This window comes from Sphingobium trunci (genome assembly GCF_022664535.1).
Lineage (GTDB): Bacteria > Pseudomonadota > Alphaproteobacteria > Sphingomonadales > Sphingomonadaceae > Sphingobium.
On record NZ_JAKUJY010000014.1, the window covers coordinates 79,421 to 104,043 of the forward strand.

Sequence of the window (24,623 nt, forward strand, 5' to 3'; positions counted from 1 at the left end):
AGATTGCCAAGTTGGCGCGGCTGATCCCCAGGCCGGATGACAACATCGCAGTACAGACCCACGCCTTCTGACCGAATATAGTATATTCCACATTTCCAGGCGACAACAGCAAGACCATATTCCCCTTCGAATTTTCGGAGAATGAAGCTATCCGCCCTAGACCGTCAGACTGCCAAACGGCTCGGTCGATATCGCCAGACGTAACCGGACCATAGAGTTCGACACGCCTATACGACTGTAAGCGATCCTGTCATTTGAGTGCACATGGACGGAGAAAGGCACGATCATAGCCAGTCTTCCGTCACTGATCCGGACGTCGAACCACAACGATTGTCTTTCTTTACCATCGCGCCTGTCACCCCAAATCGCCGCGCGGACGATAATTTTGCAAGCAGCGGCGGCGTCACCGCGCGCCGCCATCAAGCAGATCGTACCCAGTCTTCAACTCTTCAGAACTGCTCGTCAATCCGCCCAGTACCCTCTTCACGACCCATGAAGACCGCATGATGATTGCCCGTAACTTGAGCTAGCAATTGCGCGGTCGGGTCACAGGCCGCTGCCCGCCAATCCCTTCACCGGCATCGTCAACGTCGATGCGCCTTTCTGGCGAACATGTCCCAATGGGCGAGGCCGGCAAGCCGGACTGGAATCTCGGCACCGGTAGGGCGCCTTGGCTGGCGGCAAGGCTGCCGCCGTCCATCCAGCCAGCGGAAGCATCGGCACGGAACTGTCGGCTCCCGCGCCTCGCGCCCAATCCCCTGAAAGATCACCGATCCGAGCGACGCACGGTGGCGCCTGTCCGACATCCCCCAGCCGCTGCGAAACGTCCGACCTGTCGACGGCGCAACCGGCCCTCCGCCAATCTGCGTCGACTGACACCGATTGCCCAAAAATTAGGCACCGCTGGAGGCGCAACAGAGCGCAAAACAAGCCCTCGGCATGCTATGATATGCCGAAGCCCTTTTCGCGTCTGGCGGGCTTCTGAGAGGCAATCAGGGCATTTCCCTTTTTGTTCCATGTCTGCCTTCGCGACCTGGAGAGGCAAGCCGCCAAACACGCCCTCCCCTTTCCGCGCCTCCTCATGGCCGACGTCAGGCCGCCCGCCACAGCCTGAAAGCCAGCCCGTACATTCCATGCTGGTGGCGCCGCCATCATTGTGCCATAAGATCAGAGGCAGACAGCGTAAGCACAAAACCCATCCATCTGCCGCCATCCCACCATCCGGCTCCCTAACAGCAGATACAACCAACACCCCTCTTTGGTTGTATACGACCATGCGCTATGCCTAGCAAATGCGCGATTTTTCATCCTCCCCCGATCATGCCCTGCTACTGCTCGGGCGACTCGACGGGCGGCTGCATAACAGCCCGGCAGCGGATATCTGACTGGCCCGGACAAGGCTCAGGGGAGCCGCGACCCTGGCCAGCTTTGCGGGCGTGCCCGTGTCGGTCCGGGACCTGCAGGACTGGATTTGCGGCCGTACCCCACCGCCGCGCCACAGCGAAGGGCTGAACGATCCCCTCTCTGTCGCCGCCCTGTTCCATTTCGCCCTCTCCGCCGCAGAGGATCATCGCGTTCCGGTGGCGCGGGCGACGCTCAACGTCTCGCGCACCCTGCTCGACGACCGCAAGGAAACCGGTCTCTGGGCAGCCGACGATCTGGTCCGCATCGGCCCGGCCTGGCGCATGGCCCAGACGCTGCTGGAGGCGCCCTACCCCACCGCCACGCTTCCCGCCATCTGCCAGCGCCTGATCGACGCCAGGGCCAGTCTGGAGGCCCCGGCGACCCAGGCGCAGTTGCTGACCACGGCGGACGGACGGCAATGGCATATCGAGCCGCGCCGCTTCGACACGGCATGGCTGCTCGGCTGTCACTTGCCCGCCGCCCTGACCGCTGCCGGACTGACCGCCAGGCCCCTGCCCTCGCTGTATGCTGTCGCGAAGAAGGCCTATGTCACCCGAATGGAGGCGCTGGAAGCCCAACATGATCTGGCCCGTTCGACGGATGTCATCGAAGGCTGAGCCGCTCCGCGACAGAGTCCATTCAGCATCCCTCAATGGCGTTGGAGTGCCCGTTTGACCTCGAGCGTGATTGTATAAACAGCTTCCCGTTGGGCACCCCGATTGGGATGATCGACCCGGTATCCCTGATAATGCCGATGCAGGAGCCCGGCCCGGACAAGATCCGATACTACCCGGCTGACATTGCTCCGGCCTGATCGCAGGATACGGGACTGGACCTCCGCTTCGAGCCGTTGTTCGATGTCGCGGGGATCAGCCCCCTGCCCTGCCGCGGTCTCCAATCCCGCCCTGACCGTTTCGATCATGGCGCGGCGCCGGCAATCCCGCTGCGCCAGCGGCGCCAGAGCCTGACATAACCAGTCCCGTACCGGAACCCTTCCCTGCTCCCCTCGAACATAAGGGCCGACGCTGCCATTGCCGTCGGCCTCCTGCGCGATCAATTTCAGGACCAGCAGCGCATAGCGCGGGCGCCTGGAAACGGTCGATATCCGCTCCACCAAATCCGGAAGCGTAACCCGCACGGGCGGCCGAAGCGCTGCTGGCGCGATCCGCGATGGCTCAAAGAGATCGGCTTGATGGAACATATCAGGAATCTAGCACATGCTGAGTCCGTGTGAATCCCCCTTTTCAACCACATCGAACAAAAAGCATGGATGACACTTTACCGTGGGAGCGAGAGTTTTCGGGGCGAACCCATCTTCCAGCCGGCGATTTTCCGTCCTATGCACCACACTCTCAACAGAGGAAGCATTTAGATGAACAACACCGACCTAGCCGAAGCCCTGGCCGCCGATCATGGTCTCACCAAGGCTGACGCTCGCAAATATGTCGACGCGGTCTTTTCCTCGATCGCCGATGCCGCCGCCAAGGGTCAGGAAGTGTCGCTGAACGGGTTCGGCAAGTTCAAGGTGAAGGACAGCCCGGCCCGCGAAGGACGCAATCCCTCGACCGGCGCGACCATCCAGATCGCGGCGTCGAAGAAGCTGACCTTCACGCCCGGCAAGGCCGTGAAGGATCAGCTCAACGGCTGAACCCACAGGCGCCGCCGATTCCGGTCGGTGGCGCCCCTTCCCTTACAAACAGTCATCCATGACAGTTTACCGCGCGGCAGCGCAAAGCCGGTAAAGTGTCACAGGTGCCATTTCCTAACTACAGATCCAGACCCAGGCTGCGTTCCGGCAATGGCGGCGGGATCTCCGCGCGATCCAGCTTGTCGGGCGCGTGGCCCGCGCCGCTGGATGGAACAGCCGCGGCCGCATTGCCGCAGGGCAGCGGCGGCAGATCTGGCGGCAGGCCAGACGGATCAATTCCCCCCGGCAAAGTGTCATCATCGATCGGATCCGGATTGAACGTCTCGCGCGGCGCGCCCGGCTTTTTCCCGTCGATATCGAGCCGGCCCAGGGTTTCGAGCGAAGAGGTGTTGTTGCCCGGATTGTGATCGAGCTGGCGGGACAGCTTCTCCTTGTCGTCCACGATCATGATGAGGTCCTCGCGCACGCGGGTGACCCCAACGTTGAACAGCCGTTGGTTGGAGAGGTTGCGCTCCTGGCTGGACATGACCGTGATCGCCTTGTTCGTGGTGATCCCCTGCGCCATGTGCATGTTGAGGCTGTAGGCGAGGTCCAGCCGGGACAGCATGGGATCGCCGACCGGCAGCGTCAGGCGCTTGTCACCGCCGAGATCGACGGTCACGCCGCCGGCATCGACACCAGCCACGCGCGCGATGGCGGCGTTGAGCAAATCTCGCGACTTGTCATTGGCGGTCCAGCGAATAACGTCCCCCTCGCGCAAGGTGAGGATTTTCGTCTCGGAAAGCTGGAGCCGATCGCGCATCTCGGTGGGCGAGAGCCGCTGGGGATAGAAGCGGATCTTCGATCGACCGCGCAGTAGATCGACGCGGCCATTGGCATGGACCTTGGCCACCTGATAGCGGCCACCGTCAAGACCGACATCACGGGCGCCGCCGCGCCCAACCTCCAGCGTCTGACCGCGCCGATAATTGGCGGAATATCGCAGTTCCTCGCGCGTCATATTGACGCGCTCATAGACAAGAAGGCGGATGGCTTCGCCTTTGAGCGCCCCTTCGCCCGCCAGTCCAGCCTGGATGCGCTCGTTGATAAGCGCCCGCGCTTCGCGACCCGAAGCAAACACGGCGGTGACCGCCCGCTCCTCCGGCGACAAGCCAAGCCAACGATCGGCAGCTTCCTCGGCGGGTGCTTCGGACTCGACCACCTTGTCGCCCAGCACCCGCATCGCCTCGCTGGACTTGCCCCGGCTGGCAAGTTTGGCAACGACCAGCAATGTCTTCTCCTGGGGTGTCGGCGACTGGCCGGGTTTGCCTATGCGGACATTCTGGTCCATCCGCGCCATGGTGCCGCCGGCCGCCTGGATCATGGCGAAGGCCTTGCCGGCGTCGATGGACGATAGCTGCTGGCGATCGCCGACCAGCGCCAACTTGTCGATGCCAAGCGCGTCGACGATCTGGTGGACCTTGAGCATATCATCGGACGATACCATGGAGGACTCATCGACCAGCAGGGTCGCGCCGGCTAAGCTGGCACGCGCCGCCTCATAGGCCTGGCCTTCCCGCTGATCCACGAACCGGTGGTAGGCAAGGACGAAGGAGGCGATGGTCCGCGCCTTGATGCCGGCTCCCACCTTCATGTCAGCGACCATCTTGTTCTGGAAGGCGAGGCCCAGGATCGTGCGGCCCTCAGCTTCCGCCACCCGCGCCACGGCGGACAGCATGGTCGACTTGCCCGCGCCGGCATCGCCCTGCACGGACACCACGCGATCGGGCGAAGCGACGATCAGCGTGGCCGATGCCAACTGGCCGGGATTGAGGGGATGCTCGCTGGCGTCCTGCAATCGGGCCGGGGCGGCGGCGGGATCGAGGATCGGGTTCGCCTTGCCATTGCCCGCTTCCATGAGGGCGAGGATCTTTTCCTCGGTCCGAAGCGCCTCGCGGGTGGTCACCATATCGGCGGCGCGACCCACGCCTTGCAACAACAGACCTTTGTCGCGGAGCTCACCGATCCGCTGCTCGATATGGTCGATCGTGAGGCCCTTCAACCCCAGGTCGAGCGCGGTCTTGGCGAGCTTATGCCGTTCGAACGCCGCCTCGCGCTCCGAGTGGATGCGCACCGCCGAGGCAACCGCCAATTGAGCGCGCCCCGCGGCCGGGGTTTGCACGATCCGCGCGATCCTCTGATCGACAAGCGGGTCGTCATGCCCCAGGATCGCACCGAGCTTAATCATGGCATTTTCGACAGCGTCCTTGACCGCCCGATAGCCGCGTTCCAGCGGACCCTCCGCCTGAATATTGCCTGCCCGCGCGAGAGCAGCGTCGAGCAGGTCCTTGCCGGTGAAGCCAAGGCCCTCCGCCTTGTCCTTCCAGTCCCGCGCAAGCGCTGGGCGATTCTCCACATTGAGCTTGGGATCGCGGCTGTTGGTGGTGACATGGTCCCGCGCCTTGTGCGATGTCAGGCCCAGCTGCGCGACCTTCTCCAATATCGTGGCGCGGCGCTGGCTGAAGACCTCCAGCACCGCTCTGGGCACGCCCGCGATCTCGAAGGTGCCATGCTTGCCCTTCATGTCGAGGACATAGCCAAGCTTTTCGACCTCAGCGCGCAGGAAGGCGTGGTAGATGGCGCCAATCACGCTATTGTTGCTCCAGATCTTGTCGGCATGGAGCGCCTGCCATTTGTCGTCCGGCATCTTCGTCAGATTGGCGATGACGGCATGGATGTGACCCTGCGGATCGAGCGCACGGCTGGTATCATGTTCGAACAGCGCATAGACGAGGTTGCCGGTCGCGACCGGCACTTTCCGTCCCTCGACATCCTTGCGACCCTGGGCGAGATTCTTCTCCACCCATGCCATGGTCGCCCGCACTGCGGTCATGTTCGCGGCGAGGATACGCCGGTCGCCCGCGACATAGGCCATGACAGAGGCGGACTTGGGCATGGAGAAAGTGAGATCGAGACCGGCCCGCCGCTTCTCTACCTGCGCCACCTTCTCGCGGCTTGGCAATTCGCCTTTGAGGATGGCCTCGAAGCCCTCCTTCCCGACCTCGCCAGTGAGACCAAGGTGGCGCGCGCCCTCCCCGGCCCAGAGGCTGACCTCGGACGAGCCTTCGACGGTGTAATAATTGTCCCGCGCGAAATAGCTGGCGGCGCCCGAGGCCGAGCGGACCGGAGCGACGGAAAGCATCGATCAGATGCCCATGTCCGCACCGTCGTCGAGACCGCCTGAGAAATCCCGGCGCGGCTGAACCAGCGACCGATCCTCCACCAGCGCCGTGAGCGGGGCATGAGGATCGGCCCGATCGTTGCCGCCCTCACGAGTCGGGGCAGCAGGCTGCTCAGCACCAGCATTGGGCGCCTGTGCGCCCTCTCTTGTTTCACCTACGGCCGGATTGCCGGGCGCGGCCTCCACCGCCCCAGCCTCACGCCCCTCCCCTACCCTGTCTGGCGTGCGGCTATGTTCCTCCTCCACCCCATCGATCAGGATGCGGGCGGCCAGTTCCTTCGCGAGATTGTAGGCCGGATCGCGCGCACCTTCCGCGACCTGCGCGGCGCCATCCCGACCACCCGCCTCCTCTTCCTCATCCGCGAAATAATTCTCGGCAGCCTTCGGCCGAACGGGCTCGACATTGGCGCGACGGAGGAAGCCTTCGGCCACCTTGGGATAGGCTTTCCACCGGAGCAGGATGCGCGCGGCCGGAAAGCCCTCGGGGAATTTCACAAAGCCGTGAAGCGCGGGCAGATTGGTGATATCGTCGGGGAGAACCAGGGGCTCGACCTGCTTGCGCGCGGAGAGCGTCGAGGCGTCACGGGTCTGGTTGTAGCCATAGCTGTAGGCCTCATCCATCTGCCGCACTTCGCGGCTACCGATATAATGCGAGCATTCCTCGGCCGTCTTGATATCGCCGGTCGCGAGAATGAGCTTGGTGCGGGCGAGCGACGACAGATTGCGCGCTCCTTCCTCCCCATAGACCTCGACCAGCTTCTGGAAACTGTGCAGGCCAAGGATCATCGCGCCCCCAAAGTTGCGCGCGGTTTGCAGCCCCTTTTCGATAGCGGGCAAACGGTGCAAGGCTCCGACCTCGTCGAACAGGAACCATGTGCGCAGCGACCGCGTGCGCGGCAGGGTCATGAGGCTGTTAATGGCGATGTTCATCCAGAGCGTCAGCAGCGGCTTGTTCATCTCCAGATCGTCATAGTCGGAGGTTACGAACAGAATTGATCCCGGCGCCTTGTCCGCGGTCATCCACCGCCGGATCGAGAAGGGGTCGCCATCGTCGGGAAGGAAGCGCAGCACCTGCGCATTGGTGTTGAACACCGCGCGAATGGACTCGGCCATGCGGGCGGCTTCAGGCGCGGTCAGCGGGTCGGCGATGGTGTTCGCAAGGGTGCGGTGGACGCGCTTCAAGTCAGCGGTCATGAGGTTCTCGGCCAGCGCCAGGTTGCTGGTCTGGCCGCGTTCGATGAGGCGCATGCACATTTCGATGAACAGGGTGCGTGCGGCGAGCGCCCAGAAGGGTTCGGACGAACCGCCATCGGACGGAATCAGGGCGACGGCCGCCGAGGTGAAATGGCTATAGGTCGAGCAGTCGTTGAAGATCGACCAGGCCGGACAGCGCATGTCCATGGGATTGAGGATCATGTCGCGGTCGGGATCGTAGAAGGCCTCCACATAGGCGCCGGTCAGATCGAACACGACAGCGGTATCCTGGCGCTGGCGCATCTGCGTGATGAGGCTTCGCAGCTGGGTAGTCTTTCCCGCGCCGGTGGTGCCAAGCAGCATGGCGTGGGACTGCTCCATCCGGTGAGGAAAGGGAATGCCGGCCAGCAAATAGGGATGGTGGATTCCCCTCGCCTTCCGTTCCCGGAGCGACAGCCTTAGCACCTGCGCCGGCGTCATGCCGGGACAGAGCTCGGCGACATCCTCTTCGAACGCGGCATGGTTATGCTGGTCGACCTCCGAACGCAGCAGATCCACATCCACCAGCATGGCGCCCCGCTCGTGGCGTTCCTCCAGGATGGTCTTGCCTCGACGGCGCGAGATATCGATGAACCAGATGGCGGCCGGCACGGCGAGAAACAGGGAGATGAGGACCGAGCAGAACAGCACGCGCATCGCGACCGCCCAGGCCTGTTTGACTTCCGGTATGAGGGGTACGACCGCCATGGTCGTCCGCAGCATCTGACCGCTCGGCAAAGTCACATTGACCCGCTTGATGGGGCTGAGGTCCAGCCAGTTCCATAGCTCGGCGTAGACCTTCATGCAGATCATCTGGAAGCCATGCTCATCGAGCTTGATCGACATGATTGCGAACCAGGCGCCGACGAACAGCAGGAACCAGAGGATGATGGGCAGTTTGACCCCGGAAAACCACATCAGCATCTCATGAGTGAGGAGCTGCGATCCGCGGGTGAAATTGCCCGAGTTGCGCTGCACCTTCCCGCGCGCCGAATGATGGGTCAGCGGCACGGCCTGACCGTTGGAGCGGATATCCTTACGCGCCATGATATTGCACCAGGCGCTTGTCGGTTTCCGCGATGATGCGCTCCCTCAACTGGGGATATTGTTCGCGGACAATGACGTCCAGGGCAAGGTGCTGAAACTCGGCGATGCGGGCTAGCCGTCGCCGCGAAAGACTGCCCTGTTTATGACTGGCGAGATAGGCCTCGACCGCGCTCCGCAGGACTTCGGCGGGCGTCATATTGTTGGTGCCGGCAAGGGTGCGAATTGCTGCCCATTGCGCGTGGTTCAGCCGGATCGTTGCCGGGTGATAATTTCTGCTCAAAGCCCAAGCCTCCTTGATGGAGACTGGTGGCGAATGCGGAAAGCACGTCGGCCATAGCATGGGTGCGTCGGCACAACAAGAAAAGGACACACGCCAACTTGCGCGGTGCTGCCGGCACCGTCCGTGGTAGCGGAAATCCGACACTTTCGAAGTGGCGAATGGAAAGGTGCTGTGCGCACCGCACATTATGGCGCGATGAATTATTCTATTTCAATAGCTTAACCCCACCATATGGTGCGTGGGGTGTGCTGTCAATAGACAGCGTTTTTGGGCACTTCGAGGACGGACAGAAACTGGTCGTTCATGGCAAGAAAACCCTTTTCTAACAGGATCTTACCCGCGTGTGAGCGCGCACTCCCCCGTCTTTCCGGCGTCAGCGGGAAATCCATTCTGTTCTTGCTTTAGACCGAATTGGGGACCAAATAGCCATCACGACACACCGAACTGTCGGGCGCTCTACGCGGCGGAAAAAAGTGGGCTGCGTTGGACCGGAATCTTCACATATCCGGAGGCTGCGCTCGCTCATGACAAACCAAAAACTGCATGCCTGCACGGGGTTCGATGCCCCATGCAGGCGTATTTCCCACATAGGAAAAAGAGAGGCGTTGCCGCCTCCCCTCTAGTCAGAATTCATCGGACATGACGCCGTGAACCGTGTGGACGATGCGGTCGATGATCGGCCCCGGCAGTGATCCATAGTCGCCCTCGTCGATCGTGATATAACCCGCATCGCAGTCCTCCAGGACATGCTGATCGAAGAAGCTGTGGAGCGCGCGCCGCAATGGTTGCGCCATGACCTTCAGGGCAAGGATGCAGTGGCGCGCACCCGTGCCGAAGAAACCCTGGCAACAATGATTGCATCGGCGCTGGCCGAAACGACCGGCACAAGATCAGGCGACTTGCCACCAGCAGCTTGAGCAGCGTCCCAGGGGAATTTCAACCTTGGGTCGCACGCCACTGGTTTCTCGCGCTATCCAGCTTTCCAATTCCGAACCGAACCAACGGGTTATCGTGAGTTCATAGTGACAGGCCGGCAGACCCTGCATTCCATCCATATTGGTGCCAGTTGACATTGCGCCTTGACCGGCCCGGCCTACAATATACTCGGCTCTCTTCTCCCTTGGGCGCGGCCACTACCCGAACTCCGCCCCGTGGTTGAGCTTGCTCCGGCGGGGCAACTTTCCTTCCGGCACACACGTAATGGTGATGACCGCATGTCCATCTGCGTTCCGCTCGAATGGCACCGGCCCGGCGAGTTTGAATGGACCTGGGACATTTCCGATGGTCGGCTTTGGAGCAACTGCAACGAGAAGCTGACATTGCGACGTTCGAAGCAATTGCGCATTCACTTGAGGTGGCTGGGCAATTCAAACTATCACGATGCGTTATATGAGGATTCCAGCAAAGGCTTTGCCTTCTCGAAGTCGGCAAGGGTCGTGATCGTGATTTCCAGGTCGCCGGTTCCGAAATGCCCGATCGATTTCACGTTGCGAGTGAAGCCCTCCTCCAACTGGATCGAGGCCGGATCGACCTTGACGTAAACGAGGAGTTTGCGCGCCTGATTGCGCAGTTCGACGCTCGCAAAGTTCTTGATGCGGCGAAAGGCAATGTAATAGGCGGTCGTCTTCGCTTCGACATCATCACCCAGCGCCAGTAGAAAATCGGAAATCAGGTGATAGAGGTCCAGGAGCTCCTGTGGAGCTTCGGCCAGGTGTTCGGAAATCGTCTTGTAGTTCGGCTTGGCGCCGGAGCCGGCGGCGGGTGCCACAGGTGCATTGGGCTGTTTGGCGCTGGCAGAGGTCAACTGCTCAAGCAGGAGTAGATCACCCTCGAACCGCCGGTATCGGATAGCCCGCGAGTTGGACACGCTGGTGCGCCTGTATGGCAAACCCGCTTGCATCGTCAGCGACAACGGAACCGAGTTCACCAGCCGGGCGATCCTGAAGTGGGCCAGCGAAAACCGGGTCGAGTGGCACTACATCGACCCCGGCAAGCCGCAGCAAAATGCGTTCATTGAATCGTTCAATGGGTCGCTGCGCGACGAGCTGCTCAACGAGGAGCTGTTTGACAGCCTGGCTGACGCCAGGCGCAAGCTGGCCGTATGGCGCTACGACTACAACAATGTCCGGCCCCACTCGTCGCTGGCGAACCGAACACCGGCACAAGCGCGTCGGGCGTTCCTGCATGATGGAGGCGTCACACCCGACGCGCTTGTGCCGGTGAGGCAGCACGAATATCAAACCGGCAGACTCTCGTTATGACCGCGGGACCAGCGGGGGGCAGGTCATCGAGACAAAAATGGATGCCGTTCCCAATTCATTATTCTTTCTAATTTCTCCACCGTAATTGATATCTTTTAATGATACGTCTTCTACCATCGGGGGAAACAAAAAGTATTCCACCAGGCAGCAAAGGTTGATCACCAAAAGAGAAACCATTTTCTTTGGCGATAGCATTTCGAACCTTAAGCTCTGGCTCAGCCAATATCAGGAAAGCCTGCTCCAGCGGACAACCGGGAAATTCGGCATCTGGATAACCTTGCATTTCTTTGAATGAATGCAGGGTGCTTTCGCTCAAAAAATAGAATTCGGTGCGCTCCAAATGCCGTTCGATGGCATCATCTAACAAAATACTATAGAATCGGCGCATCATTGGAAGTTTCTCACCACCTTGAGCGTCAACTGGGAGGCCAAAATTTGGGCGCCCGTTGAAGCCGCTGTGTGCATCGCGATGACATTCGCGGCAAAGTGTAATTCCATTTCCTGTTTCGAACTGCGCATTAGTAGACAACGATTTTCGGAAGATATGGTGTGCAGCGAGGTTGTGGGGAGAGTGGCAATCGACACATCGATAGCCGTCGCGCATACGAATAAATTCGCTCCAGCGCCGGAGACATCGAGATCTTGGGAGTTCGTTTACAACTGCCTCGGTTAGCTTTGCCAAGGCAATTTCCATCGCAAGAACACTCACCGACATGTCCGTCACCTCTTGTTCGGATTAGCGCCTCGAAAGCTGATGGATTGGACACTCGCGACGGCGTCGATGGATTACGTCACCCGCGATCTACGCCGTTTCATGAGGAAAGCAGGGCCAATTTTCGACATCATCGAGCGAACGTCTATATTCCCTAACCCGCACCCGTACCTGCACCGGCCATTGCTCTTTTCCTGCTCAGGTTTTCACCGCCACCGGCACGAAATCGAGACCAATACGCGTCAGCGATGATCCGAGGCGCTGCATCAAGTTGAGCGCATATTCGTAGCGCAGCTGACAGACTATGACCGCCGAATGGCGATGAGTAATCAAGCGCGTTTTGCCCATCTCGGTGCTCAGTGCGATGAAGGTGAAGCCGGATCCCAACATACCCTTCTTTTCGGCGTAGAGCGTATGCCAAGTGGGAGCCGAGCTCTCTCCCGACGGATCATTGAAGCAAAACGCCTTCACCTCTCCGTTTAGCGGCAGAAAGAGAAAGCGGTTCGATTGGACGTCGCTCGGGACCTTGTTGTCGCTGACCGGTTGGAGCCGCACAGCCATAAACGGCAACCGATCGCCGAATGCCGCCTTGCGCGCGGCCGAGAGTTGCGATGGCACCATATCGCATGCCGGAGACAGGCAGACCCAGAAATGGCCGTTCATCGTGAACACATGACCGGTCGTCAGGTGCCATCCTTCCGGTGGTTTACTGCACACGAAAGCGTTGTGTTCACGCTCGGCCTTGATCCTGGCCGCGTCGTTGCCCAGGTCGACCGCGAAATGTCCTTTGCACAAATCGGTCGAATTGCCGGCACTGCTTTCCTGATCGACGAGGCGCGTGGCAAACGCCTCCACCCGCGGCAGAATGCCGCTCAGAAGCTGATCCGAATGTCGGGAAACCGTTTCGGCAATAAGCCATCGACGTTCCGGGCCTGCAGCTTTCAGCAGACGATCGTACCAATGAGCGAGAGCATGCTTGTTTCCGAGAGCGGATGATTGTGCAGTCACCCCATATTCGTCCATCTCCGCGCGGAGTTTTGCCAGGAACAGCCGGGAGGGCTGGGGCTTCCAAGCCTCCAAAGCGTTTTGAAGATCGCTCAGAAGATCGTCGTCGTCACCCTTATTGGAGAAGGCCACGAATACCGTATCCGTCTTGATCCACTTCACCGCCCCGCTCGACCAGGCAAGCGCCGTCTGCGGTCCATCGCTGAAATTCGCGAGGAATGGTTTTTCTATTCTCGCCAAAACGTAGCGCAGCAACAGTCGCCGCACATCGACTGCCCAGCCGGCCTCCTCGCAAATCGCTCGGAACGCCTCATAAGGGTGTTGCCCCTTGAGCATGGTTCTGAGGAATGTTGCCGCTTGAGCTCTCGAATGGAGATAGTGGTCGAGACCGACGGAAGCGAACAATCGTTCCGTCAGACCTTCCGACGCGAGTTCCGCGTCCTCCAGAAGATTGACGATCTGCTCGTTCTCTTCGTCGGTCAAAGCGTCATCGCAGGGGGACATCAACGCGATGAGAATGGACTGGAAGACGTCATCGAGCTTTTCACTCGTATGGACCACAACAAGATTGAAATGATCGTTTACCGTCAGACTGCGGATGATCTTGATCGCCCGCGTCCCGTCGCCGGGCTTGGCCTTGTCCAACTGATAATCGAGCACAAGGAGGTCGGATTGATGAAGATGGGCGGCCACCTTCACGTCGTCGCCGATCCCGACGTTGGTGCCGTCGTGGATATCCACCAACAGCGGCCTATTCGGAGTACGGAAACTTTCGATCACATTTTTGATACGCGTGGGATTCTCGTACCAAGCCTTCGTGCGCGCCGGCTCGCCGCCGCCGTCGCGGGTCAACTGAGCGTCGAGCATTTCCTCAAAAGTCGGATAGTCGTCGTCGACGATCAATACCGACCTGATCGGCTTGACGAACGCCTCCTCTATGAATTCGCTGTAGTGGTCACTCGCCATCAAACTCCGCCCCCCTGAAGGCAATCACGAAATTTGCCCCTTTCAACGGCATGTGCGTGTTCGCCGGTTCATATCTGATCCGGTGCCCACCCGCCGCCAGATTCGCCCGCGAGAGATAAAGACCGACGCCGCGTCCCCCGCGGGACTTCTTGGTAAAGAACAAGCTGAACAGGCTCGGCACGTCCTCCGGATCTACGCCTGGTCCGCTGTCCGAAATGACTGCCTCACCGTCGATGACGTCCAAAATGATATGCCGGTCATCATCGAGAGCGGTGCTTACCCAATAGATGCTGTTGTTCACCAAATTGATAAATACCGGAAAAAGGCGAGATTGCTGGTCATACACCCGCATTGCGCGAAAGGTCGCTGAGGCATCAAAGGCGATTTTGGCCTTGGCGAGGTTCAGTTTGAAAAAGTCCGCAAGGTACTCGGCAATCTCGGCGCCGGTAATCCATCTTTGAATCTTCTGCCCTGCCAGACGAAGGGGAGACAGGAAACGCAATTGGTCGGTCAACCCGTCGTAGCCGAACTGGATATCCTTCGTTGCCTTGCTTTCGCGGACGTCTTCCGGAAGCCGTCTCAAGCCGGACCCGATTATGTCGTCATAAGCCTGCAGTTCATGCCCGACGATCTCCACCGCAATCCCGAGCTGGGCCAGACTGTTGAGACGTTCCAGTTCGGCGCGCAGATCGCTGAGTTCTTCCATTCCGAAGGTCGCCAAGTGCTCTAGATCAATGCTATCCTTTAGACTCTCCAGCGCACCTATATAGGGAAGAAAGATCTCGGCATTCTCGCTGTCGATCTGCTCTCTCAATTGCTCCAACCGCTTCGATGCCTCCCCAAAAGTCATTTCACCCCGGTCGAGAAAAGCCAGAACGGGCGTTGCTTCCGCGTGGAAATACTTGTTGCGCTGGGCGATCAGCTCCCGGATCCGTTCGAACTCCTCTTTCTGCAAGGCATCGATGGCCTTTTTCCAGCCCTGAATCCGGTGGTGGATCTGCGCCGCGTGGCGAGCCAATTGGCGTTCTAGGAGAACGCGAGGCTCGGCGGGATTGATGCGCTCGATCTCCCGTTCCATATCTTCGGCGATCGTCGCGAGCAGAACGTTGATCGAGCGAAGGCCATCCCGATAGTCGGCGTATGTTTCCTCCAAGGCTCCTAGTGACTTCGGCGCACCCGGTAGACGAAGATCGGCGGCACGCTCCTTGAACGCCTCCAATCGTTGCTGCGCTTGGCTTATTTCCACCTCGCTCGCGATAGTAAGATTTTGTGCGTAATCCTCCATTTCCCGCAAAAATGCCGGAAGCACCTTCGAGTTCGCCTGCAGTTTGCTGCGGAATTCCTTGCGTTGGCGTTGGCGCAGCTTGTTTCGTGCCTCGTTCGCGCGCTCCGTCTTGTTACTCGCGCGGACCTGCGGCAGCACTTCATCTCTGATCGAGGAGTCGGAGCCGAAGTATCTGCGCGCGGACTGTCTCAGGATATGCGAGACGAGCATCTTGAGCGTCTTTGCTGCGCGATTGTCGAGCAGGCCCTCGCGACCCGCCTTGTCCTTCAGGTTTGGGTTTTCGGCTCGAGCAATTGACAGCCGCCCAAACATTTGGCGGTGGTTCCAGAACTCACGGCCCGCATTTTTGGAGCGTCGGGATTCAATCTCAAAGAAATCATTGTCCGTCCGACCGTAGGGCAGCACCCGCAATCCGTCCCGGAAGATCATGAAGCCGGAGTAGCGCTCGGCGAGATCCTGAAAGCGGAGGAACTCGGGCTGAGTGTGCGTGGAATTCTCCCGCCTAAATTCCATCGACGCTATATAGAGCGCGAACGGACCCACTTCGCTGTCGGCGCGCCTGGGAATTGCGAGATCGCGCGGCGGCTCGATCACGCATGGCTCGGCAATCCATTGGCCAAATGCCTTGACGCGTCCTAGGAAAATACCGTCGGCATCCACCTCGCCGACGATCTGGTGCTCCATGTCGTCGAGCATGCGCCGGTCGAACTGTTTCTCGGTACCGACGATGAGCCGGGGGATGCCGCCGTGCCACGCGCGGACAGCGTAGTTGAAATGCAGATCGCGCACCGCCTCATCCCGATCGGACGGGTCCACGAATGGATCGACGAAACTGCTGAGCGTCTCGAAAAAACGGTCTCGGGCCGCCCGCGCGGAGGAATCAGCATCACCCTCGTCCAGTTCGACCCGCAGATCATAGTTGATCTGCGACACAAGCAAGGCGGTACCGTGCTGGGAAGCGCCGTTCCATACGGGCCATTGCTCAACATGTCTGGGCTCGAAAGCGATTGCGTCGATGGCGGCAAGCACGTCGGCCGACGGCGCAATCAACTTGTTGCTGCGGCCCTGCTCTAATTCCTCACGATAAAGGGCATCGTAAGCGGACCAGGCTTCCCGGATACGACGACTTCGGTCAGAGTCATTCTCGTTGCCCGTCAGATTTTCCGCGAGACCGGCAATGAGGCCGGGCAACTGCTGAAACAGCTCCTCCTTGTCGTCGAACTCGGTCACCGGGATGAAGATGTCCGAGAGATTCAGAAACGGGTTTTCAAACAACCGCCAATCCACGAGTGCTGCGACAAAACGATCACGCAGCCGCTTGGAAACGAGCAGAAGGATGGGACCCAGGTTCGCACAAGACAGGCGACCGATACCCTTCTGACCCAGTCGAGGGCGGAGATAGAGTCCGTTTCGGTCTTCTATCGGCATGCGATCAGTCGTGGCTTTGGATTCAGTGCCCACGACCAGCCATTTTCCAACGAATTCGGAACGGTTCATGCCGTGGCCGTCGTCGTTGATTACCGCGACCGGCTCTTCGCCATCATAGATGTTGAGTTCTACGTTACGCGCATATGCATCGAAGGCATTTTTCCAGAGTTCGGAGATTGCCGTCGGGCAATCCGCGATCTGCTCGCGGCCCAGATGATCGACTGTCCGCGCCTTCGTTTGAAAGGCAACCGCGCTGATCGTCATGCAGCCCTGCTCAGATCGGAAGTCGCAATGGCGCCTGCCCGCGCCCGCTCGATGGTCGGCCGGAGATGCTGGATCAGCAAGCGCCCGAACTCGACGGGCACGGCGTTGCCCACCTGCTGGCCCGCGGCCATAAGGCCGCCCATAAATACATAGTCGTCGGGGAAGGTCTGAATCCGCGCGGCCTGGCGCACCGTGATGCCGTGATGGAGCTGTGGATGAACGAAGCGCCCCTTGGACGGGTTGATGCAGGCGGTCGTCATCGTCGGTGCAGGCTGTGCCGGATCGATGCGGCCATAGACGTCGTTGTGACCGTCGTGGTCCTTATGACATTCCAGAAGCCTTCCCGAAGCCTTCCTGCTCCCGCCGTTCGCCGGCGTATTCCGGAAAGCCTCGATGAGTTCCTGGCCGTGTTTCATGTGAACATCGTTGATGTCGTCCAGAGGCGCGGGGGCAAATGCATGCGCACACGACCGCCAAGGCAGAAGGTCAGGATCGGTTCTCCGGGCGACCTCGCTTCCGTAGGTCGGTCGCGGAGGCCATTCGAGTCCTTCGGCTGAGACGCCCTTTCTCAGCCCTAGAATGAACACGCGCTTGCGACGCTGTGGCACCCCATAGTCGCGGGCATCCGCAACCACGGGTTCATATACTTCGTATCCGGCTTTAGCGCCCTCCAGATAGAAGCGGTTCAATGCCTCCGCGTGACGTGGCCACAGCATGCCGGGGACATTCTCCATCAGAAAAACCGCTGGCTTGAATGACCTGACGAACTCGAAATAGGTATGAATGAGATCGTTGCGGTGATCGGCTACACCCGCATTGTTGATCCGATGGGTGGAGAAACCTTGGCAGGGCGGGCCTCCCAACAGAAGATCGCACGTCTCTCCTGCCGCGAAAATCTCATCGAAAATAACATCCGGAGACATTTTCGAGATGTCCCCGTCGAACACAGAGGGGCCATCTTCGCCGCAACACAAATTTCTCCTATAGGTCGCGATGGCGCTGCGATTGTTTTCTATGGCGAGCCGCAAGCGAAACCCCGCCAGCTTCGCTGCCAGGGAAAAACCGCCAGCTCCCGCGAACAGATCGGCGCAGTTCAGCACGTCTGACTTGCAAACATCTTGTTCAACGTTTGCCCTACTATAAATTCGCTCGCGACCAAAACCGGTTCCCCCTAAGCCTATCGTTCTTTTGCGGATATAGCGAGCGAATGTCGAGAGTTTCCGTCTCGCGGCCTCCACGCGCTAGAGAGGTCTCTCGGTCCGCCGAACAAGCGAGAGCAGGTTGGCTGTAAGTGTCGATGCGTCCTTTGTTTGGCACTCCCAGATCACGGCAACCCGCCATCCGGCGGCTTCCAGTGCGGCGATCGCCACGCGATCCCGCTCCATGTTGCGGTTAAATTTGCAGGTCCAAAATTCGACATTCGTACTTGGGAGCGATGACCGGGCGCATCCCTCATGCCGATGCCAAAAACAGCCGTGAACGAAGATCACCAGCTTGTGGCGCGGAAATACCAGATCGGGTGTTCCAGGCAGATCGCGACGATGAAGGCGGAAGCGAAGCCCTATCCGGTGGGCGACACTGCGCACGATTCGTTCGGGTTTCGTGTCGACCGCCCTTACTTTCGCCATCATCTTGCTGCGATCCAAAGACGTCAACCGATCCATCGCCAGTGCCCTAAGTTGAGTATTCACAATAACAGAAAACCACTGTGGTGACATGGCACGCGGCGCATTCCGAAACTGCGGGTGACGAGCTGATATCCCTTTCCGATCAAAAATTTTTGCGCGGCAACGTCAAAGAAAGCGGTGTATTTGTTCCGCTTCACCATCGATCTAACACCCTCTTTGGGCTTGAAATTGCACACAGCCTGCCCGAAACGGAGATCTGCTTTGACGTTGTGGCCGAACGCTCAATCAAGTCCACGATTGAGGTGCGAACCTGCAATCGCATATAGCCGTATTTTACGGCAACTATCCGCAAGTCACGCCCTAAAACCTGCCGTTCCGCATCGTCCGACAAAGCCGACATGACGGTGAACCCGCGCGCATCCAAGCTATGTCCGCTATCGGAAGGCTAAAAAAGTAGCCTGAGCGGCGAAGAAGGGTCGTTAGAGCCTACCCTTCAACCGGTGCTCTCTCTGCCACCCTGCAACGCTGCGCGATCCGACGTAACAAATTAGAAGGTCGGCTACGCTCCTCGAGCCGACAAAGTTTACGAGCGTCGATGCAACACCCCTAGACTCTACGAAACACCAGAGCCCGTCGCCTTGCGCCACCCCCCGAGACTCAACCTTGCACACCAGGAGGTCAGCTACTGCCCGCGATGTTACCACATGTACTAAAACGTCAGCGACACTTCGCGATCCCACCTCACAAATAAGGGCCATCTTGTGCTCCCGCGATCGATATGTGTTTGCGTATGTAGCTTTTGGTGCGGCGCAGGATATGCGGAATGTCCGCTCTTGGGGAGCCTAAACTTCCGCCTAAATGACCGGAATGGGTCGAGAGCCGCCAAAATAGCTGACGGCCTGAACCTGAGCAGCGAAAAATGGCGTCTGCCTAGATGCGTGGACAATTATCCGCAGGGCAAACGTCATGCTGCGCCCCTATCCCTCGAGCCGACGCTCGCAAACAAGTTTGACCAACTCCTGGAGGCGCGAGACTCGCTCACCGAGCCAGTGCAATTCTTCGTCCGTCACCTTGTAATGCGGAGAGTAGCGGGCATTCACATAGGCTTGGCGCAACAGCTCGAAACAACGGCGGCTGAACTTGTCATCGCGTGGCCACGCCTCGATCAGATCGGGAGCGATTTCTTCGGCATGACCGCGCAGGAAATTGAGCTTGTGGGACTTTGGCGAGTAGAGGGCCAGTACCAGCATCGTGCAGTGATATAGGCGCTCCACAGCTTGATGGAGGTCGAACGCTGCTTTGTTATTGTCGCCATCCGCAAACGCATATTTGAAACCTCGAAGGAAAGGCTTCGCGCTTTCAAACCACTGATCGAAATTCGCCTGCGCCTCGGCTCGTGCTTCCGCCGGCGGAAGCTTCTGAGGCGTAGCCAATCCAAAGCCTTCCGCTTCGTAAAGCGCGATACCCTGTTTGGCGATGTCGACGAAAAAGGGCCGGCCCTGCTCCAGCTTCTTGTTCACATCCTTGAAGCAATGAACGATGAAGCCGACCGGCGCGCTGAGGCTGCCCGTTATCGTGACCTCGCGCATGAGCCGGTCTTCGGCGCTTGCCCAATAATCCACCACATCCGTCAGTCGCTCATCATTCACGACGACCAGAATGTCATAGTCGGACTTGTAGCCGCCTATGGGATCGTCCACCCAATCGCCGCGCGCGTATGAGCCGTAGAGAATGACCTTGAGGATGCGCGCCTGCTTTTTCCACGGCGCGGTGCTCTCACCAATAGCGGCGGCAAATTCCTCGAACAGGATGCGCACGACCTCTTGCAGCTCCTGCTGCTTGGGTGCCGGAAGATGATGAAGGTCGGTTCGCATCACATTGTCACACTGTCGGGGGAAGCGCCGCAAAGCAAGGGGTTACGCGTCAGACCCCGTATGCGGCTCCACCGGCTTGCCCTTGAACGGCATGACCTTGATTTCGCCCTCACGCTTGCGGGCCTGCGCAATGTCATAGCTGTTCTGCATCCGCATGAGGGTGTCCATCGACACGCCGAACGCTTTCTCGATGCGCAGCGCCATTTCCGACGAAAGGCTCGCACGCTCGTTGAGCAGGGTCGAGAGCGTCGCCCGCGTCACGCCCAACACTTCGGCCGCCGCCGTGACCGTCAGCTCCAGCGGCTCGATGATTTCATGCTTGATGAAACCACCGGGATGCGCCGGGTTCTTCAAGCGCATGCCTGCAATCGCACTCATGGCCACCTCCTAATGGTAATCCTCATAATCAAGGTCGATGATCTCGATCTCGTCATGGTCGATCCGAAACGTCATCCGCCAATTCTTGGTGACGAACAGGCTCCACATTCCCTTGCGGTGGCCGGTCAGCAGGTGCGCCTTCCAGCTCGGCACGGTACGCAGTTCGTCCTCCCGCTCCATATCCTGCAGGAAGGACAGTATGCGCCGGACCTTGCCGATGACCGCCGGTTGCAACCCGCTTTCATCGTCATTCTCCATGAGCCGTCGCAATCCCTTGTGGATCACGTTTCTGATTTTCATATCGACCTCTACTCTTCAAAGCCGTTCGGTGTCAAGTTACGCTATACAACTTGGTTGGGCGGGCGGCTGCCGATTCAATCCAGCATCCGCTCAATGGCAGCGCCAATCTGCTCCGCAGCGTCGAGCAGATAGGCATCGTCAAGATGGGCATAGCGCGCGGTCGACTGAATCTCGCTATGGCCGAGCAAGCGTCCGATCATGGGCAAGGTTTCCTGGCTCATGGCCGCATGGCTCGCGAATGTATGCCGCAGATCATGAAGGCGCACGCCACGAAGACCCGCTTCGGCCTGGAATTCCTTCCAATAATAATCGACGGCCTTTAGCCGACGACCATATGTGCGATTCCAGAACAGCCATGGACTCCTCATATAGCGCGGCAAGCCGTCGATCAGCGCCCTCGCCTCATCCCCCAGCCAGACCGTGCGCGGCCCCGTCTTGCTATCCCGGAGCTTGAGCCTGTTCCCCCGAACATCGCGCCATTGCAGGTCCATGATCTCGCCGGCCCGGCAACCCGTCAGAAGCATGAGCGTGATCGCGGTCGCCGCGATGGGCCGGACCGCCTCGTCACAGGCCCGTACCCTGGCGAGAACCGCACCGACCCTCTGCAACTCCGCATGGCTGAGGAAGCGATCGCACTTCCGCTTACGGTTCAGCCGGATCGCCTTGCAAGGGTTGCTGTTCTCCAGCCGATAGCCCCATGCCTCAGCCCTACTCATCATGCTGCTGAGGATCGTCATCACCCGGTTCGCCCCACCGGGACCAAGGCGGTTGTTGAGGTCGGAAAACCAGCTGGCGACATCGGCCTCATCCAGCGCATCGATAGTCCGGTCGGGAAACGCACGATCGAGATACAGCCGGCGATATTTATTGTGGGTGTCGAGGGTGGATGGCTTCCAGCGCGGAGACCAGCGTGTCCAATATTCCTCAAGGAAATCGGCAAAGGTTGGCGCCAACCTGATCCTCTTGCGTTCCACGGCCGCATCAAGGCCAAGTTGCGCATAGGCGATAACCCGCCGCGCCACCGTGGTGGCCTGGTGGCGGGACAGGACCGTTGCCGGACCGATGGTGACGGTGCGCAGGCGGCCTGCCATTCGGCCCTGGACGATATAAACGCTGCGGCCGGAGGGATAATGGCGGATGCCAAAGCCCTGCCCGCCAAGCCAGATCGTTGTCCGAGCCTTACCCCCTGGCAGGCGGGTGAAGTCGAATGCGACGCCCACCTCCGCCAATGCCTCGCGGACCACCTGCTTGAGTGCAAGCGCGGTCATGGGCGAAGCCCTATCGCCTGGGCGAGATTGCCGGAAATCCGCTGCGCCGCATCGGCAATGACATCGTCGGAGAGATGGGCATATTTGGCGGTGGTTTCCGGCAGAAGATGACCGAGCAACGCTCCGATCGTCGCTAGCGGAACATTATCCATAATGGCCGTCGAAGCGAAGCTGTGGCGCAGGTCATGGAGGCGAACATCCGGCAAGGCGCAGGTCCGCCGGAACGTGAACCACCAACTGTTCGGGTCCAGCGGACCCGAGCCATCCCGGTTGGGAAAAACATAGGGGCAATCTTCCCGCCGAGGCTGCGAATCCAGGATCGCACGTGCATGCCTGTTCAGCCAGATCGTCTTTGGGCCGGTCTTACTGTCGGGCAGCGCCAGATGCGGCGGTCGCACCCATAGCCATTGCAGATCGCGAATCTCGCTGATCCGCGCCCCGGTATAGAGCAGCAGGCGAACGATGGCGACTTCGGCGGGATTGTCCGCCTCGGCTTCTCGCAATGCCGCCCCCATCCGACGATATTCCAGCGGCGACAAATAGCGCTCACAAGGCTGCCGCTTGTATCGCGGCAGGCCGCGCGCAGGGTTCGAGCCCTTGCGCCGCAGGTGCAGCGCTTCGGCATAGTCGAGTAGCGCTGAAAGGACCGGGACAGCGCGATTGTAGCTGGCCTCCCGGCTCCCCGCGCACTCATCCCGCCAACGCCTGACATCCGCCGACACAATGTCGGCTAGGTGCATTTTCCCGAAATGGGGTGCGAGATCCCAACGCCAGGCCGCGTGATTGCGTTTTGCGGTGGACGGCTTCCAAAGCCGGATCATGTCGCACCAATAGGTGGCAACGAAGTCCGCCATCGTCGGACTGGCCTTGATCACCGCTCGTTTGGGCAAACCGTCCAGCGCCACATCCGCCAGCAACCGCCGCGCTTTCACCCGTGCTGTTTCCGCGTCCACTTCATTGGTGCGCCCCAAAGAGACGCGCTTATGGGTTCCGCGATGCCTGACGCGGACACACCAATAATAGCGGCCTGTCGGCCTGACACGCAGGCCAAAGCCCGGTAATTCAGTATCCCAAATGCAATAGTCCGTCGTGCGGAGCGGCAGCTTCCGCCGCGCGAAATTGCCGTCGAGATAGGCCCGCTGACCGGACTTTTGCCGGTTGGGGACCACAAGGCCATCATCCATAGCCAAATCCGCGTCAAAAACCTCTGGAAGCAGGGCGTTTTGGGGGACCCAATCGCCATTGGGAGCTGCCGAACTCGCAGGCAGATCGAGGAACTCAAATGGCTGTTTTGCTGCACTTTTTTCCATATATGCACCATATGGTGCGTGGGGTGTGCATGCAAAATGCCCCTATTGCTGGAGTGCGGCGAGAGACCTGACATCGCCAAAAACCGGCCGGAAACCGCGCTTCCGGCGGGGATTCCATAGTCCATCCGGCGCCTGAGAAGCAAGGCCGTTCCGATCCAAAAACGACAATCCGTCAGCAAATAGCCATCACTTGGGGGCAAACTCCTCCTCGCTTCAATGGGCTGTGCGCGCCATGCATGAACGGCCGAAAACGGTCGCCCTTCAAGGGTTCCCGACAGGCTTCCCTCGCAGCGCATTGCGCGGTCCGGGCCACGAGCCTCGGTAGCGCCTTTGGGTTCCCGGCCAGGTGTGCATATAATGACGAATTCCGAGGGGTATTGCGGCAGGGGGAACGGGGTGAAGACGGTCAAACTGGATTGCGGAATTTGGTACAATGACGGGTCCGCCATATCCATATCGCGGCAGCTGGCGCATTCATCAGCACCGTGAGCAACGACCCCAAAAGCAAACGTTATCACGCCAATCTGTACCGCAAAATGGCCAAGGCATTGCGGGATGCGGGCGCGCCTTTGCCAGAGGATATCTGATGGTTTCACCCTCTTCATTGCTCGGCGCGGCGGGCGAGCATTTCATCATGTCCGCGCTCCTGCGGCGCGGCTTCATCGCCGCCCTGGCACCCGTTGGCGTTCCCATGTGCGATATCGTCGTCACCGACGATATCGGCGAAAGGCTGTGCGCCATTCAGGTCAAAACCCGGCGGGCAATCGGGACTGACGGCGGTTGGCATATGCGCGACAAGCATGAGACGATCGTATCGCCGACGCTGTTCTATGCGTTCGTCGATTTCGGCATCGACGCTTTCGCTACACCGCATGTTTATCTCGTGCCGAGCGCTACCGTGGCGGAGGTAGTGCGGTCGTCGCATCAAGTCTGGTTGGCACGTCCAGGAAAGGGCGGCAAGCCGCACAGGGACGGTCCCACGAGGCGATTTCTGCCCTCATACAACCACCTCGAAATGACGCAATATCCGGCTGGGTGGCTGGAGAAATATCGCGATGCATGGGAGACGCTGAGGCAGGCCAGCAATGTGGAGGACGCTTAGGCTCGCAGGG

Annotated in this window: 20 protein-coding genes and 1 pseudogene; 4 read left to right on the forward strand and 17 right to left on the reverse strand. The window is 59.7% G+C overall.

Translation table 11 applies throughout. The features are described 5' to 3' along the window. Positions 1 to 1,442 precede the first annotated feature (1,442 nt). Positions 1,443 to 2,021, forward strand: coding sequence for a hypothetical protein (locus MJ601_RS13430; RefSeq protein ID WP_242127235.1), 579 nt, complete (start codon positions 1,443 to 1,445; stop codon positions 2,019 to 2,021). Between the two features lie 32 nt (positions 2,022 to 2,053). On the opposite strand, the gene MJ601_RS13435 is transcribed toward MJ601_RS13430, so the two are convergent. Further along, on the reverse strand, positions 2,054 to 2,605 hold the full coding sequence (locus tag MJ601_RS13435; RefSeq protein WP_242127237.1) for a hypothetical protein: 552 nt from the start codon (positions 2,603 to 2,605) through the stop codon (positions 2,054 to 2,056). 171 nt (positions 2,606 to 2,776) lie between these two features. Between MJ601_RS13435 and MJ601_RS13440 the strand changes: the two genes are divergently transcribed. Further along, positions 2,777 to 3,052, forward strand: coding sequence for an HU family DNA-binding protein (locus MJ601_RS13440; protein ID WP_242127239.1), 276 nt, complete (start codon positions 2,777 to 2,779; stop codon positions 3,050 to 3,052). A gap of 118 nt (positions 3,053 to 3,170) precedes the next feature. Here MJ601_RS13440 and mobF read toward each other — a convergent pair whose 3' ends face one another. The 5 genes from mobF to MJ601_RS13465 form a co-directional block, all read right to left on the reverse strand. Continuing rightward, entirely contained in the window at positions 3,171 to 6,233 is a 3,063-nt protein-coding gene (mobF, locus tag MJ601_RS13445) for a MobF family relaxase (protein ID WP_242127241.1), read from the reverse strand. 3 nt (positions 6,234 to 6,236) lie between these two features. After that, entirely contained in the window at positions 6,237 to 8,552 is a 2,316-nt protein-coding gene (locus MJ601_RS13450) for a type IV secretion system DNA-binding domain-containing protein (RefSeq protein WP_242127243.1), read from the reverse strand. Beyond that, positions 8,542 to 8,832 carry a hypothetical protein gene (locus tag MJ601_RS13455; RefSeq protein ID WP_242127245.1) on the reverse strand — a complete coding sequence of 97 codons (291 nt, stop codon included), beginning with the start codon at positions 8,830 to 8,832 and terminating at the stop codon, positions 8,542 to 8,544. The genes MJ601_RS13450 and MJ601_RS13455 overlap by 11 nt, the downstream gene beginning before the upstream one ends. A gap of 623 nt (positions 8,833 to 9,455) precedes the next feature. Then, positions 9,456 to 9,626 carry a hypothetical protein gene (locus MJ601_RS13460; RefSeq protein ID WP_242127307.1) on the reverse strand — a complete coding sequence of 57 codons (171 nt, stop codon included), beginning with the start codon at positions 9,624 to 9,626 and terminating at the stop codon, positions 9,456 to 9,458. A gap of 581 nt (positions 9,627 to 10,207) precedes the next feature. Continuing rightward, complete coding sequence (locus MJ601_RS13465; RefSeq protein ID WP_242127247.1) at positions 10,208 to 10,732, reverse strand: DUF5655 domain-containing protein; 525 nt, start codon at positions 10,730 to 10,732, stop codon at positions 10,208 to 10,210. Between MJ601_RS13465 and MJ601_RS13470 the strand changes: the two are divergent. Further along, positions 10,677 to 11,093, forward strand: a pseudogene (locus MJ601_RS13470) (integrase core domain-containing protein); the annotation flags it as partial. The gene MJ601_RS13465 and the pseudogene MJ601_RS13470 sit on opposite strands and share 56 nt — an antisense overlap. 67 nt (positions 11,094 to 11,160) lie before the next feature. Here the strand turns inward: MJ601_RS13470 and MJ601_RS13475 are convergent. The 11 genes from MJ601_RS13475 to MJ601_RS13520 all read right to left on the reverse strand — a co-directional run bounded on the left by MJ601_RS13475 (position 11,161) and on the right by MJ601_RS13520 (position 23,385). Further along, on the reverse strand, positions 11,161 to 11,808 hold the full coding sequence (locus tag MJ601_RS13475) for an HNH endonuclease (protein WP_242127249.1): 648 nt from the start codon (positions 11,806 to 11,808) through the stop codon (positions 11,161 to 11,163). 195 nt (positions 11,809 to 12,003) lie between these two features. Beyond that, a complete protein-coding gene (locus tag MJ601_RS13480; RefSeq protein ID WP_242127252.1) occupies positions 12,004 to 13,776 on the reverse strand; it encodes a response regulator receiver domain in 1,773 nt (590 codons plus the stop codon). Continuing rightward, on the reverse strand, positions 13,766 to 16,753 hold the full coding sequence (locus MJ601_RS13485; protein ID WP_242127254.1) for an ATP-binding protein: 2,988 nt from the start codon (positions 16,751 to 16,753) through the stop codon (positions 13,766 to 13,768). The genes MJ601_RS13480 and MJ601_RS13485 overlap by 11 nt, the downstream gene beginning before the upstream one ends. Beyond that, complete coding sequence (locus MJ601_RS13490; RefSeq protein ID WP_242127256.1) at positions 16,750 to 17,853, reverse strand: DNA cytosine methyltransferase; 1,104 nt, start codon at positions 17,851 to 17,853, stop codon at positions 16,750 to 16,752. Before MJ601_RS13490 ends, MJ601_RS13485 begins: the two co-directional genes overlap by 4 nt. 141 nt (positions 17,854 to 17,994) lie before the next feature. After that, the gene (locus tag MJ601_RS13495; RefSeq protein ID WP_242127260.1) at positions 17,995 to 18,471 is read right to left on the reverse strand and encodes a very short patch repair endonuclease; all 477 of its coding nucleotides are present in this window, start codon (positions 18,469 to 18,471) and stop codon (positions 17,995 to 17,997) included. A gap of 389 nt (positions 18,472 to 18,860) precedes the next feature. Beyond that, on the reverse strand, positions 18,861 to 19,139 hold the full coding sequence (locus MJ601_RS22095; RefSeq protein ID WP_491572919.1) for a 7(1) septoil knot domain-containing protein: 279 nt from the start codon (positions 19,137 to 19,139) through the stop codon (positions 18,861 to 18,863). A gap of 219 nt (positions 19,140 to 19,358) precedes the next feature. Then, positions 19,359 to 20,255, reverse strand: a complete 897-nt coding sequence (locus MJ601_RS13500) for a HEPN domain-containing protein (RefSeq protein WP_242127262.1) — start codon at positions 20,253 to 20,255, stop codon at positions 19,359 to 19,361. A 42-nt stretch (positions 20,256 to 20,297) separates the two neighbouring features. Beyond that, positions 20,298 to 20,633: a HigA family addiction module antitoxin gene (locus MJ601_RS13505; protein WP_242127264.1), complete on the reverse strand. Its 336-nt coding sequence runs from the start codon at positions 20,631 to 20,633 to the stop codon at positions 20,298 to 20,300. A gap of 9 nt (positions 20,634 to 20,642) precedes the next feature. After that, complete coding sequence (locus MJ601_RS13510) at positions 20,643 to 20,933, reverse strand: type II toxin-antitoxin system RelE/ParE family toxin (RefSeq protein ID WP_242127267.1); 291 nt, start codon at positions 20,931 to 20,933, stop codon at positions 20,643 to 20,645. A gap of 74 nt (positions 20,934 to 21,007) precedes the next feature. Then, positions 21,008 to 22,201, reverse strand: coding sequence for a tyrosine-type recombinase/integrase (locus MJ601_RS13515; RefSeq protein ID WP_242127269.1), 1,194 nt, complete (start codon positions 22,199 to 22,201; stop codon positions 21,008 to 21,010). After that, positions 22,198 to 23,385 carry a site-specific integrase gene (locus MJ601_RS13520; RefSeq protein WP_242127272.1) on the reverse strand — a complete coding sequence of 396 codons (1,188 nt, stop codon included), beginning with the start codon at positions 23,383 to 23,385 and terminating at the stop codon, positions 22,198 to 22,200. The genes MJ601_RS13515 and MJ601_RS13520 overlap by 4 nt, the downstream gene beginning before the upstream one ends. Before the next feature lie 559 nt (positions 23,386 to 23,944). Here MJ601_RS13520 and MJ601_RS13525 point away from each other — a divergent pair. Then, positions 23,945 to 24,613 carry a hypothetical protein gene (locus MJ601_RS13525; RefSeq protein WP_242127274.1) on the forward strand — a complete coding sequence of 223 codons (669 nt, stop codon included), beginning with the start codon at positions 23,945 to 23,947 and terminating at the stop codon, positions 24,611 to 24,613. Positions 24,614 to 24,623 lie beyond the last annotated feature (10 nt).